The following is a 13,047-nucleotide window of genomic DNA, read 5'->3' as shown; positions in this document are numbered from 1 at the left end:
CATGAAGATCGTTCTGGATGCCGCTCAACTCGTCTCGCAGATACAGGCCTGGGGCCAGGAGCTCGCATTTTCGCAAATTGGCGTGGCTGGTGTGGATTTGTCGGCCGCCGAGCCCGGCTTGCGGGCCTGGCTGTCGGCTGGATGTCACGGTGACATGGCCTACATGGCCGCGCACGGCATGAAGCGCGCCCGCCCGGCCGAGCTGGTACCGGGCACCTTGAGCGTGATCACCGCGCGCATGGACTACCTGCCACGCGACACCCGTGAGGGCTGGCAGGCACTGGAACTCGCCCGCCTGGATCGCCCTGGAGAGGCGGTGGTGTCGGTCTATGCCAGGGGCCGCGACTACCACAAGGTGCTGCGCAACCGCCTGCAGACGCTGGCCGATCGCATCCAGGTGGCGGTGGGTCCGGTCGGCCACCGCGTGTTCACCGACTCGGCCCCGGTGCTCGAGGCCGAGCTCGCGCAGCGCAGCGGGCAGGGCTGGCGTGGCAAGCACACGCTGCTGCTGCACCGCGAGGCCGGATCCATGTTTTTTCTCGGCGAGATCTATGTGGACCTCGCGCTGCCGCCGACCGAAGCGGTCAGTGAACACTGTGGAGCCTGCACCGCCTGCATCGCGGTCTGCCCCACGCAGGCCATCACCGCGCCACAACGCCTCGACGCGCGACGCTGCATCAGCTACCTCACCATCGAACACGCGGGGGCCATCCCGCTGGAACTGCGGCCGCTCATGGGCAACCGCATCTATGGCTGCGACGATTGCCAGCTCGTCTGCCCCTGGAACAAGTTCGCGCGGCTCAGCCCGCTGCCCGATTTCGATGCGCGCGAAGGCCTCAGGGGCTCAACCCTTGTCGAACTGTTTGCCTGGAGCGAGGCCGAGTTCCTGCGCCACACCGAAGGCAGCCCGATCCGGCGCATCGGTCACGAACGCTGGCTGCGCAACCTGGCGGTGGCGCTGGGCAATGCGCTGCGGTCCGAGTTCGATGAAACGTTGTTGAACGCCCTTCATGCTCGGGCTGAACACCCCAGCGAACTCGTGCGCGAGCATGTGACCTGGGCGCTCACGCAGGCCCGCCCACCTCACCGTTCGCCCTGAGTCTGTCGAAGGGGATTGCGGGTTGGCCAGGGCTTCGACAAGCTCAGCCCGAACGGGGGGGGCTTGCTGTGCGCTTGCGCACCTCACCGTTCGCCCTGAGCCTGTCGAAGGGTGTTTCGGATTGGCGAGGGCTTCGACAAGCTCAGCCCGAACGGGGGGGGGCTTGCTGTGCGCTTGCGCACCTCACCGTTCGCCCTGAGCCTGTCGAAGGGGATTGTGGATTGGCCAGGGCTTCGACAAGCTCAGCCCGAACGGGAGGCTTGCTGGGCGCTTGCGCACCTCACCGTTCGCCCTGAGCCTGTCGAAGGGTGTTTCGGATTGGCGAGGGCTTCGACAAGCTCAGCCCGAACGGGGGGCTAGCTGGGCGCTTGCGCAGGCCCGCCCACCTCACCGTTCGCCCTGAGCCTGTCGAAGGGCATTTCAGATTGGCGAGGGCTTCGACAAGCTCAGCCCGAACGGGGGGCTTGCTTTGCGCTTGCGCAGGCCCGCCCACCTCACCGTTCGCCCTGAGCCTGTCGAAGGGTGTTTCGGATTGGCCAGGGCTTCGACAAGCTCAGCCCGAACGGGGGGCTTGCTGGGCGCTTGCGCAGGCCCGCCCACCTCACCGTTCGCCCTGAGCCTGTCGAAGGGCATTTCAGATTGGGCAGGGCTTCGACAAGCTCAGCCCGCATGGGCCTTTCCGGGACTCAGGCCGTGTAGCGCTGGCGCAGTTCGCGCTTGAGCAGTTTGCCGCTCGGGTTCTTGGGGAGGCTGTCGGTGAACACCACGCGTTTCGGGCTCTTGAAGCTGGCCATGTGCTGGTTGCAGTGGGCCAGCACCTCGGCCTCGCTGAGTTGCTGGCCGGCCTTCAACACGATCACGGCGGTGACTGCCTCCACCCATTTCGGGTCGGGCAGGCCGATCACCGCCACTTCGCTGACGGCCCCCAGGCGATAGACCATTTCTTCCACCTCGCGGCTGGCCACGTTCTCGCCGCCGGTCTTGATCATGTCCTTCTTGCGGTCCACCACCGTGATGTAGCCTTCGTCGTCGATGGTGGCGAGGTCGCCGCTGTGAAACCAGTCGCCCTCGAAGGCGGTTTGCGTGCGCTCGGGGTCGTTGAAGTAGCCCAGCATGAGATGCGGCGAGCGGTGCACGATCTCGCCGACTTCGCCCACGGCCACGTCCCGCATGGCGTCGTCCACCACGCGGGTTTCCACATTCAGCACGGCCTTGCCGCAGGAGCCGGGTTTGCGCAGCTGGTCCTCGGGGGGCAGCATGGTGGCCAGCGGCGCGATCTCGGTCTGGCCGTAGAGGTTCCACAAGCGCACCGCAGGCAGGCGCGAGGCCAGCTCCTTGAGCACCTCCACCGGCATGATCGAGGCGCCGTAGTAGCCCTTGGCCAGGCTTTTCAGCTTGGTGGCGTCGAACAGCGGCGAGCGCAGCAGCGCGATCCACACCGTGGGCGGCGCGAAGAAGCTCGTGATGTGGAATTTCTCGATCAGGGCGAGCAGGTTGTCGGGAACCGGCTTGGCGGTGATCACGTTGCTGCTGCCGATGTAGATGGCCGGTCCGAAGAACACGTCGAGCTGGGCGCAGTGGTACAGCGGCAGGGCGTGCAGGGCGTGGTCCTCCTCGGCGATGCTGGCGTTGATCACGCAGCTCACGTACTGCCACAGCACGGCGTCGTGCGTGAGCATGGCGCCCTTGGGGGTGGATTCGGTGCCGCTGGTATAGACGATCTGCGCCAGGTCGAAACTGCCCAGGGTGACGTCGGGCAGGGAGTCCGTACACGCGGCCAGATCGTCAAAGGCGTGCATGCCGGGCACCGGCTCGCTCGGGTCTTCGGAAGGCAGCCAGAGGTACTGAGCGACTTGCGTGTCGAGCGCGGCGGCATCGCGAGCGAGGGCGGCCAGGCCGCTGTCGGTGGCGAGGGTCTTCGCGCCGGCGTGGCGCAGGATGTAGGCCACCTCGTCGGCCTTGAGCATGAAATTGATCGGGACCATGACCGCTCCGCGGCGCGCCAGCGCAAAGCGCAGGGCGGCAAAACCGTGCGAATTGCGCGCCAGCACCGCCACCTTGTCGCCCTGCGCCACCCCGATGCGGGCCAGGCCGGCGGCCAGACGGCTCACCAGTGCGTCGAACTCGCCATAGGTCCATTGCGTGGCGCCACAGACAATCGCGGTCTTGTCTGGCAGGCGCAGCGCGGTGCGGCGCAGGGCGTCAGCGATGGTCTGGCGGCGCACCACAGGGTGGACTGAAAACGGCATGCAAGGCTCCTGATGACGGCTGAGGGATGGCCCGATTGAAAATCAAACCCGGCGAGCACGCATGCGCGTTTACACCAGCCGGTTGTCACGTTTGCTCACGTGTGGGGCGCCGGCTGCGCTCAGTGTGCCGACTATCATGGCCGCATGAACCCCGTGAACGCCACCCACAGCCTGATGGGCCACTGGGGCCGCAAGGCCCGCGCCACCTGGCGTGCGTGGTGGCATGTGATCCACATGGGCGCACAGATCGTGGTGCTGGCGCTCACGCCGTCCATCTACACTCGCACAGCCCACCGCGGTGCGGTGTTCGCGCACCTCTACACCGCCACGGCACCGCTCCTGACCTGGTTTCTGGTGCTCTCGGCGCTGGTGAGCCTGGTGCTCATCCGCATCGTGGTGGCCACAGCCTACAGCTACGGTCTGTCGCAGTACGCGCTCGAGGTGCTGGTGCGCACCCTGGTGCTGGAGCTGATCCCCTTGTATTCGGCCATGTTCGTGGCCGCGCGCTATGCCATGCCGTCCGCGCAGGCATTGCGCGGACGTTTTGCGAGGGCGCAGCGCGAGGGCAGCCTGGCGCCGCTGGAATCGCTGCTGGCGTTGGTGCTGCTGCCGCGCGCGCTGGCCGCCATGTTCTCCGTGCTGTTGCTGGCGGCGCTGGCGTGCGTGGTGTGCCTGGTGCTCACCTACCTCACGGTTTATGGTTTCTCGCCCTGGGGCCTGCCCGCCTACACCCGCAGCGTGGGCCAGGTGTTCTCGCCCACGGTCACGCTCATCTTCTCGCTCAAGACGCTGTTCTTCGCCCTGGCCGTGGGCGTGGTGCCGCTGGCCGCCAGCGCGCAGAGCGATGACCATGGCGGCTTTTCCCGCCGCAGCGACATGTCCGAATTCGCGCGCCTGTTCTCCGTGGTGCTGCTGATCGAGGTCACCTCGCTGATCGGCAACTATTACTAGGGCCTGTTCACACTATTTTTCCAAGATGCGTTGCGGATCAAAAAGGCCATGCGCAAGGCGCGAAACGCAGCCGGGGTTTTCCCCTGGCAAGGCTTCGCAACGCCGCGCATGGCCTTTTTGGCCGCAACCCGAAGGGAATGGGGTGGAAACAGCGCCACTCGTCGTTGCACTCCTAGGCCAGACACCCAGTCTGGCCGTCGTCGTGCGCCTAGATTGGCGCTGTTTCCACCCCATTCGCACTTGGAAAAATAGTGTGAACAGGCCCTAGATCCCAATGACGCCCACGCCTTCACCCCCTTCGTACGACGAACCGCCACCAGTGAAGAATCTGGAACTCAAGGCCGCGCTGCTGCTGGTGGTGATGGTGCTGCTGGTGGTGGGCTCGGCCGCCTACGTGATGTTCGCGCGCGGCGTCTTCGAACCCACGCAGAGGCTGGTGCTGATCGCCGACGACTCCGAAGGCGTGGTGGTCGGCATGGACATGACCTTTGCCGGCTTTGCCATCGGGCGCGTGGCGCGCATCGAACTGGCCGACGACGGGAACGTTCGCATCCTGGTGGATGTGCCCGAGAAGGACGCCAAGTGGCTGCGCACCTCGAGCATTTTCACCATGGAACGCGGCATCGTGGGCGGCACGCGCCTGCGCGCCTACAGCGGCGTGCTCGAAGACCCACCCTTGCCCGATGGTGCCGAGCGCACCGTGTTGCGGGGCGACACCGCCGCCGAAATTCCCAAGCTCGCGGCCAGCATGCGCGAGGTGCTGGAGAACCTGGCCGCACTCACGGCGGCCGATGGCGCCGTGGCCGGCACGCTGGGCGGCGTGCAGGTGACTGCTGAACGCCTGAAAGGGCCGCACGGTGGCCTGGGTGTGTTGATGGGCAACGACGACGACGCGAAGAAACTGGTGCTCACCATCGAGCGCACCAACGCGTTGCTGCTGCGTGCCGATGCGCTGGCCAGGCGGCTGGACAGCCTGGCTGCCAATGCCGACCGCCAGGTGTTCGGCCAGGGCGCCGCGCCGGGGCAGACCGGTCTGGTGGGCGATGCGCAGGCCACGGTGAAGCAGCTCAATGCCTTGCTGGCCGATGCGCGCAACAGCCTGCAGAAGGTGGACGCGGTGCTGGTGGAGGTGCAGGGCGTGGCCAGCAACACGCGCGACGCCACGGGCGATCTGGGCACGCTGCGCGCGGAGGTCGAGTCGAGCCTTCGCAAGGTGGACTCGCTCATCAACGAGATCAACCGCAAGTGGCCGTTTGCGCGTGAAACAGAGATTCGCCTGCCATGATGAAGCTCACCCCCGCGCCGGTCCCTTCGGTCCCGTCACCCCCTCAAGGGGGCAACAGCTGCGGCCCGGCCAAGCCGGATCCGCGCTGTTTCTCGATGGCATTCACGGCGCTCGTTGCGGGCTTGCTCTTGACTGCCTGCTCCGGCACGCCACCCGCCCCCGAATGGCAGATGAATGCGAAGACCAGCACGGAGCGCGCGGCCGAGGCCTGGCTGGTGGGCGATGCGCGCGTCGAGGCGCTGGAGTTCGGGCGTGCGCGGCGCGAGATCACCAGCACCGGACGCGCCGATCTGCTGGCGCGCGCGGAGCTGCTGCGTTGCGCCACCCGCGTGGCCTCGCTGGTGTTCGAGCCGTGTGCGGGTTTCGATGCACTGGCGCTGGACGCCGCGCCGGCCGAGCAGGCCTACGCGCGGTATCTGCAGGGCACGGCAAAGCCGGCCGATGCCGCGCTGCTGCCCGAAGCGCATCGCAGCCTGATCGGCAACGCGGTGCCGGATGCTGCGGTGGCCGCGATCAAGGACCCGTTGTCGCAACTGGTGGCCGCTGGCGTGTTGCTGAAAAGTGGCCGGGCCACGCCCGGCGTGATCACCACAGCGGTGGACACCGCCTCGGCGCGTGGCTGGCGGCGCCCGCTGCTGGCCTGGCTCGGCGTGCAGCGGGAACGCGCGCAGGCTGCGGGTGCCAGGGACGAAGCTGCCCGCCTGCAGCGCCGCATCGACCTGGTGGCGCCGCCCCCTGCGGCGCGCTGACTCAGTTCACCTTGCCGATCTTCTGCACCACGGTCTTCATGGCCTGGGCGTCGTCCTGCACGAACTTGTCGAATTCGGCGGCGTCCTGAAACTGGAACGAGGTGCCTGCGGTGGTCATGACCTGGACGGTCTTCGGGTCCTGTGCGGCAGCGCGCGCGGCTTCTCGCAGCTTGTTCACCACCACGGGCGGTGTGCCGGCTGGCACGAAGATGCCGGCCCATTGCGAGTAGCTGATCGGCACGCCCAGTTCCTTGAAGCTGGGCACGTCGGGCAACAGGGCCAGCCGGCCTTCGCCCCAGTGCGCCAGCGCGCGCAGCTTGCCCGCCTTGATCTGGCCGACCGCGCTGGCCGGGCCGGTGGCCACCGCATCCACCTGCCCGCTGAGCATGCCCAGAATGGCTGGCCCTGCGCCGGTGTAGGGCACATGCAGCATGTAGCTGGACGTGGCGGCCTTGAGCTGCTCCATGGGCACGTGCATGGTGCCGTAGTTGCCCGATGAGCCGAAGGTCACGCGGCCCGGGTTGGCCTTGGCATGCGCAATGAATTCAGCGTAGGTCTTCCAGGGGCTGTCGGCCCGCACCACCAGCACCGTGGGGTCGGCCGTCATGCGGGCTATGGGGAGCAGTTGCGAGAGTTCGAACATCGGCGGCCGGCCCAGGATCTTGTCGGCTTCGGGCAGCACGACGATGGAAGACAGTGCCATCAGCATTGTGTAGCCGTCGGGCGCGGCCTTGGCCACCTGCGCCATGCCGATGCCTCCACCTGCGCCCGCGCGGTTGACCACCACCACCGACTGGTTGAGGTGGCGCCCCATGGCCTCGGCCACGGGCCGGCCCACGACGTCGGCCACGCCGCCGGGCGGGAAAGGCACCACCATGGTCACGGGTTTGCTGGGGTAGGCGTCCTGCGCGTGGGTGGCGGCCACCGTGGCGACCAGCGCCAGGGCCAGGCTGCACAGCTTGAGTGCGGTTCGTTTCATGCTTGTCTCCTGAAGGTGTTTTTCGTGAATGACGGGTCGATCAGACAAACCGGTTCTGCAGCGCGCCGATGCCGTCGATCTCGATGCGCACGACGTCGCCGCTTTTCAGAAACGTGGGCGGCGTGAGCCCCAGGCCCACACCCGCTGGCGTGCCGGTGGCGATCACATCGCCGGGGTAGAGCGTGATGCCGCGCGAGATGGTTTCGATGAGGGTGGGAATGTCGAAGATCAGGTCTTCGGTGCGGCCATCCTGGCGGGGCTCGCCGTTGACCCAGCAGCGCACGCGAGTGTGCTGGCCGTCGAGTTCGTCGGCGGTGACGATCCAGGGACCCATGGGGCAGAAGGTGTCGAAGCTTTTGCCCATGTCCCACTGCTGGTGGCGCATCTGCACATCGCGCGCCGTGACGTCGTTGACGATGGTGTAGCCGAAGACGTGCTTCATGGCGTCGGCGCGGGTGATGTTCTTGCCGCCGGTGCCGATCACCACAGCCAGCTCGGCCTCGTAGTCGATCTGCGGCGAGATCGCTTCGCCGGGCAGCAGCACGTCGGCGCCGTCGGCCACCACGCATTCGGGCACCTTGGTGAACACGATCGGCCAGGCGGCCGGGTTGCTGTTGTTGTTCTTGAAGACCGATCCCTGCAGCTCTCTGGCGTGCTCGTGGTAGTTGCGGCCCACGCACCAGAGGTTGCGACGCGGCAAGGGAATGGGGGCTTCGAGTTGCACGTCTGACAGCTTCAGGGCCGCGCCGATGGGCGCCGGAGCAGGCGCACCGGCGGCTGCCGCCTCCACCAGGGCCAGCACGCCGCGTCGCGCGTCCGAAGGATCGAGGGCCAGGGCCTGAACAGTCTGACCGTCGGCCGAGACGGCACCGACCTGCCGCTGGCCTTGATGAACGAAAGTGGCGATGCGCACGCAGACTCCTTGAAGGGAAAAATCCAGAAAAGGTACCAAAAAATACCAATCAAAACCAGTCCAGGAATCATAGAAGATGGCAGGCGGACATGAAGTGGGGAAAGCCCCTAGAGCGAACCTTGTGGGCGCATTGGTCTGTTTTGGTACATTGCCCTCCATGAACCTGTCGGCACCCCTGCGCGAAACGATCCTGGAGCAATTGCAGGCGGGGCAGTGGCGCGCGGGCGACCGCCTGCCCACCGAACGCGAACTCGCCGACACCTTTGCCGTCAGCCGCACCACGGTGCGCAAGGCGCTGGCCGAACTCAAGCAGCAGGGGCTCATCGAGCAGACCGTGGGCAGCGGCACTTTCGTGACCGAGCAGGCGGGTGCGCGCCTGGGCCGGCGCGTGCAGCAGGATTCCTCGCAGCACACCAGTCCGGCCGACCTGATGGAGGCGCGCCTGGCCCTGGAGCCCGCCATCATCGAACTGGCGATCCGCAATGCGAACGCCGCCGACCTGCAACGCATGGACGCTTGCTGCGACCAGGCCGAGGCAGCGGACACGCTCGAAGCCTTCGAGCACTGGGACGCCGAGCTGCACCAGGCCATAGCCGACGCCGCGCACAACAGCTTCGTGGGCAATGTGTTCAGCCTCATGAAGACGGTGCGCGCCCAGGGCGACTGGGGTCAGCTCAAGAAGAAGAGCGTGACGCCCGAACGTCGGCTGGCCTATCAGGCGCAGCACCGGCAGATCGTGAGCGCGCTCAGGGATCGTGACGCCGCGCGAGCGCGCGAGCTCACACTTGAACACCTGCTTCACGTCCGACAGAACCTGCTCGGCTACTGAGAACTTACAGCACGAGACGCTGCGCGTAGCCCGTCATCTCCAGGTAGCCGCGCCCCACCATGCGGCCGTTGCTGTCGAGCAGCTCCGACAGGCCTTCCCAGTACACGGTGCCGGTGCTTGCGCGGCTGTCGAGTTCCTGCGGGTCGATGATGGCCTTGACGGTGTAGAAGTCGGCCGGCGTTCGAACCACCCACTCCACCGGGTAGCGTGCGCGGGTGAGAGGGCTGGTCCAGTAGCGCTGGGGTTGCCAGTCCACCTCGCCGGCGGCAAAGCGGTAGATGTCGGTGGGGCTTTGAGCGCTGCCCGCTGCGCGGAACGAACCGCCCGCCCACACCTTGCCACCGTCCTTGCGCCGCAACTGGAAGGCGGTGAGGCTGGTGCCGTCCAGCAGGTTCATGCCGATCCAGTCCCAGCCCACTGCCTGCGGGTGCAGCAGCGCCTCGCTCCATTCGTGATCCAGCCAGCCGCTGCCCTTCACCGCAAACCGCTGGCCGCGCAAGCCCAGTGTGCCTTGCACTGCCAGGTGCGGCTGGCTCACATAGAAGCTTGCCTGCGCCGGATCGGGGCCCTTGCGCGAGAAGCCGTTCTCGCCCTGCAGCAGCAGGGCCTGGCGCGGTTGCGCCTGCAGTTCGATCTGCAGTGCTTCGTCGCCCACCCGCATCGCGTAGTTTCCTCCGGGCTCGCGCCGCAGGTGCCAGTCGCGCAGTTCAATGTGCGTGTCCTGCACGCTCGCAAACACCGCGCGGCCGGTGCGCGCGGGCCGCTCGCCGTTCCAGCGCGCAATGCGCTGGTCGTGCACGAGCACGCCATTTTTCACGTCGGTGATGGCCGCGTGCGCGAACAGCAGGTGTTTTGCCGCCAGTCGACTCTTGAGGTCTCGCGCTTCGTCGACGCGACTGCGGAAGAAGGTGAGCTGGAAGCCGAAATCGCGCCCGTTCCCATCGCGTGCATGGCCGGTGAGGTACCACCACTCGGTGCGGGTCTCGTTGTGGCTGCCGTGGTCGCGTGGGAACACCAGCGGGCGCGGCCGCAGCACGTCACCTGGGCGGTGCTCGTTCTGCGCCAGCATCGGCGAGGGCAGCATGCACGCGCCAGCAGCACCGATCAGCCATTGGCGTCGATCGAAGTTCACCAGTCCTCCTTGACAGCGCGCACCGCGTCGCGGCTGGCGGCGGCCTGGCCCGCGAGCCAGGCGGTGAGCGTACCCGCCATCACCACGGCGGCGCACAGCGCGAGCAGCCGTGCCCAGGGCAGCACCAGGTCCATGGTCCAGTGGAAACTTTGCGGATTGACCACATGCACCAGCACCAGGCTGACCGCCAGCCCCAGCGCCAGGCCGGCCAGCGCGCCCAGCAGCGTCCAGGCCAGGCCTTCGAGTGCGACCACACCCAGAATCTGGCGGCGCGTGAGCCCCAGGTGGGCGAGCAGGCCGAACTCGCGTTTGCGCGCCAGCACCTGCGCGCTGAAGCTGGCAGCCACGCCGAAAAGGCCGATGCCGATCGCCACCGCCTGCAGCCACACCGTCACGGCGAAGCTGCGGTCGAAAATCCGCAGCGAGCCAGCGCGGATCTGGCTGGCCGATGCGAACTGGATCTGGTCGGCCACGCCCAGACGGATGGCTTCGGTCCGGATCTGCACTTGCACCTGGATCTCCTGTGCGTCAGGCGCGAGCAGCAAGGCCAGGTCGTTCACGCGCGCATCGCCCGTGAGGCGGATGAAGTCGGCGCGGTCCATCACCACGCTGCCATGCTGGCGTGCGTAGTCCCGCCACACGCCAGCCACGAAAAAGCGCGTGCCGCGCGCCTGTGGCTGGGCGAAGGCCCGCGCCAGCTCGTCGAGCCAGGTGCCGGGCTTCGCACCATAGAGGTCCACCGTGGCCTCGCTGACATACACCGGAACCACGCGCTCGCCGTCGCGGGCGCGCGGCGCCTGCCGCGGTGTGTCCACCAGCGGCAGGCCCAGCATGGCGCCCGGCACCGGAAGGAGGGGGCGCGAGAGCAGCACCACGGGCGGGCGGGCCGGGTCCAGCTGCACCGGCGTGGCTCGAAGCGGATCGGCGCGCACCACGCCGGGCACGCCCGTGACCGCCGTCATGAAGTCCTCGGGCAGGTGGCTGGCGTCGCCCACGCCACCCACGCTGCGCACATACAGCGGCGCGGGCAGCACGGCGTCGAGCCAATGCGTGACCGAATCGCGAAAGCTCGCCACCATCACCGTGAGAGCGACCGACAGCGCGAGGCTTGCCACCACGCCGCTGGTGGCTACGGCGGCGGTTTCGCGCAGGCGACGCGAGCGCTCCACCGCCAGCAGCGGCAAGGCGTGGCGGGCCACGCGCGGTGCCAGCCGATCCAGCAGCCAGCCCACCCCCAGCGGCAACGCCGCGATGCCGCCCACCAGCAACAGGCCCACCGAGATATAGGCTGCCAGCGGGATGCCGGCCACCGGTGGTGCCCAGGCCAGTGCCGCTGCCAGCGCAATCAGCGCCAACGCCAGCCGGTGGCGGCGAGCGCCGCGCGGCGCGGGTGCGCCCAGGCCCTTGAGCGCCAGGGCAGGCGCCATGCGCGCCGTGGCGCGCGCGGGCCACCAGCCGCCCACCATCGCAGCCGCCACACCGAGCAGGCCATACACGCACGCTGCCCACGGGCTCCACAGCAGAGGAGGGGACTCGCCGGTGAAGTAGCCGCCGCCCAGGTCGCCGCCGAGCAGGCGCAGCGCGAGTGCGGCCAGCACGGTGCCCAGGACCACGCCCAGTGCGCTGCCCAGCAGTCCCAGCAAGGCCGACTCGGCCAGCACCAGGCGCAGCCGCTCCCGACCCGACAGGCCCAGCACGCCCAACAGTGCGAATTGCGGCTGGCGCCGAGCCACCGACAGCGACAGCACCGAGAACACCAGGAATGCGCCGGTGAAAAGAGCGACCAGGGCCAGCACTGTGAGGTTGACGCGGTAGGCACGCGAGAGGTTGCTCACGCGCTCGCCGGATTGTTCGGCCCGCTGCGCGATCACGTTGTCGGGCAAGGCCAGTGCAGCCAGCACCTCGTCAGCGCGCGCGCCGGGGGCCAGCCGCAGGTCGATGCGGCTCAACTGGCCGGCGCGGTTCGTGAGTTCCTGAGCCGCCGCCACGTCCATGACCAGCAGCGGCGCGCCGGGTGCGTTCACACGGCCAGCCACGCGCAGCGTGGCATGGGGCCATTGCAGCGCGCGCAGGCCACTCAGTGCCTGGGCGGCGGCCGGATTGAGGAACAGCGCGTCGGGCGCGAACAGGTCGAGCCTTTGGCCAGAGCCCGCGCCATCGGGTCCTTCCACCACCGGCATGAGCGCAGGCGAGAGACCAGCCACCGCCAGCGCGTCCACGCCGATCAGCTTCACCGCCACGCGCTGTCCCCGGGCGTCAGTCACCTGGGTGGCGACTTCCAGCACCGGGCTGGCCAGGGCAACGCCCGGATGGGCCGCCACCGGTTCGAGCAGCCGGTCGTCGAGCAGGCCCTGGCGCGCGCGCAGCGACAGGTCGGGCTGACCATTCACCGCGCTGACCGCGCTGGAAAACTCAGCCAGCGCCGAGGCATTGATGAGGTGTACCGCAAAGGCCAGCGCGACGCCGAGCATGACCGCCACCACCGCCGAGGCATTGCGCCACGGGTGATGGCGCAGTTCCTGCCTGGAGAAGGTGGAGAGCAGCGCGCGCATCTGCAGGAGCTTAAAGCGATTCGCCGCCGGGCCGCCCCCAAGGCGAATCAGCCCCCTCGGGGGGGCAGCGACCCGCGCAGCGGCGGAGCGTGGGGGCCAGGGCCAGCCGCCGGGCCGCCCCCAAGGCGAATCAGCCCCCTCGGGGGGGCAGCGACCCGCGCAGCGGCGGAGCGTGGGGGCCAGGGCCAGCCGCCGGGCCGCCCCAAGGCAGGCCCAGCCCCCTCGGGGGGCAGCGACCCGCGCAGCGGCGGAGCGTGGGGGCCAGGGCCAGCCGCCGGGCCGCCCCCAAGGCAGGCCCAGCCCCCTCGG

10 protein-coding genes are annotated in these 13,047 nt (G+C 68.4%); 5 read left to right on the top strand and 5 right to left on the bottom strand.

The window, feature by feature from the left end; translation table 11 throughout:
- Window position 1 precedes the first annotated feature (1 nt).
- Window positions 2–1,099 (top strand): tRNA epoxyqueuosine(34) reductase QueG, encoded by a 1,098-nt coding sequence (gene queG / locus AB7F11_RS11655; RefSeq protein ID WP_428289862.1) that lies wholly within the window; start codon window positions 2–4, stop codon window positions 1,097–1,099.
- 686 nt (window positions 1,100–1,785) lie between these two features.
- Here queG and AB7F11_RS11650 read toward each other — a convergent pair.
- Window positions 1,786–3,348 carry an acyl-CoA synthetase gene (locus AB7F11_RS11650; RefSeq protein ID WP_428291787.1) on the bottom strand — a complete coding sequence of 521 codons (1,563 nt, stop codon included), beginning with the start codon at window positions 3,346–3,348 and terminating at the stop codon, window positions 1,786–1,788.
- Window positions 3,349–3,492: 144 nt separating this feature from the next.
- Here AB7F11_RS11650 and AB7F11_RS11645 point away from each other — a divergent pair, with 144 nt between their 5' ends.
- The 3 genes from AB7F11_RS11645 (at window position 3,493) to AB7F11_RS11635 (ending at window position 6,333) form a co-directional block, all read left to right on the top strand.
- The gene (locus tag AB7F11_RS11645) at window positions 3,493–4,299 is read left to right on the top strand and encodes an MlaE family ABC transporter permease (protein ID WP_428300012.1); all 807 of its coding nucleotides are present in this window, start codon (window positions 3,493–3,495) and stop codon (window positions 4,297–4,299) included.
- A 274-nt stretch (window positions 4,300–4,573) separates the two neighbouring features.
- Complete coding sequence (locus AB7F11_RS11640; RefSeq protein ID WP_428291670.1) at window positions 4,574–5,584, top strand: MlaD family protein; 1,011 nt, start codon at window positions 4,574–4,576, stop codon at window positions 5,582–5,584.
- 170 nt (window positions 5,585–5,754) lie between these two features.
- Window positions 5,755–6,333, top strand: coding sequence for a hypothetical protein (locus AB7F11_RS11635; RefSeq protein ID WP_428291669.1), 579 nt, complete (start codon window positions 5,755–5,757; stop codon window positions 6,331–6,333).
- A gap of 1 nt (window position 6,334) precedes the next feature.
- On the opposite strand, the gene AB7F11_RS11630 is transcribed toward AB7F11_RS11635, so the two are convergent.
- Window positions 6,335–7,312: a tripartite tricarboxylate transporter substrate binding protein gene (locus AB7F11_RS11630; protein ID WP_428291668.1), complete on the bottom strand. Its 978-nt coding sequence runs from the start codon at window positions 7,310–7,312 to the stop codon at window positions 6,335–6,337.
- Between the two features lie 40 nt (window positions 7,313–7,352).
- On the bottom strand, window positions 7,353–8,225 hold the full coding sequence (locus AB7F11_RS11625) for a fumarylacetoacetate hydrolase family protein (protein WP_428291667.1): 873 nt from the start codon (window positions 8,223–8,225) through the stop codon (window positions 7,353–7,355).
- A 157-nt stretch (window positions 8,226–8,382) separates the two neighbouring features.
- Between AB7F11_RS11625 and AB7F11_RS11620 the strand changes: the two genes are divergently transcribed.
- The gene (locus tag AB7F11_RS11620) at window positions 8,383–9,054 is read left to right on the top strand and encodes a FadR/GntR family transcriptional regulator (protein WP_428291666.1); all 672 of its coding nucleotides are present in this window, start codon (window positions 8,383–8,385) and stop codon (window positions 9,052–9,054) included.
- 4 nt (window positions 9,055–9,058) lie between these two features.
- Here the strand turns inward: AB7F11_RS11620 and AB7F11_RS11615 are convergent, their stop codons facing one another.
- Window positions 9,059–10,138 carry a lipocalin-like domain-containing protein gene (locus AB7F11_RS11615; protein ID WP_428291671.1) on the bottom strand — a complete coding sequence of 360 codons (1,080 nt, stop codon included), beginning with the start codon at window positions 10,136–10,138 and terminating at the stop codon, window positions 9,059–9,061.
- 44 nt (window positions 10,139–10,182) lie between these two features.
- Window positions 10,183–12,738 (bottom strand): FtsX-like permease family protein, encoded by a 2,556-nt coding sequence (locus AB7F11_RS11610; RefSeq protein ID WP_428291665.1) that lies wholly within the window; start codon window positions 12,736–12,738, stop codon window positions 10,183–10,185.
- Window positions 12,739–13,047 lie beyond the last annotated feature (309 nt).

This window comes from Hydrogenophaga sp., assembly GCF_050250835.1.
In the GTDB taxonomy this organism is placed as follows: domain Bacteria; phylum Pseudomonadota; class Gammaproteobacteria; order Burkholderiales; family Burkholderiaceae_C; genus Hydrogenophaga.
Note: the sequence above shows the minus strand (reverse complement) of the source record. Positions and strands in the feature narration are given on the sequence as shown.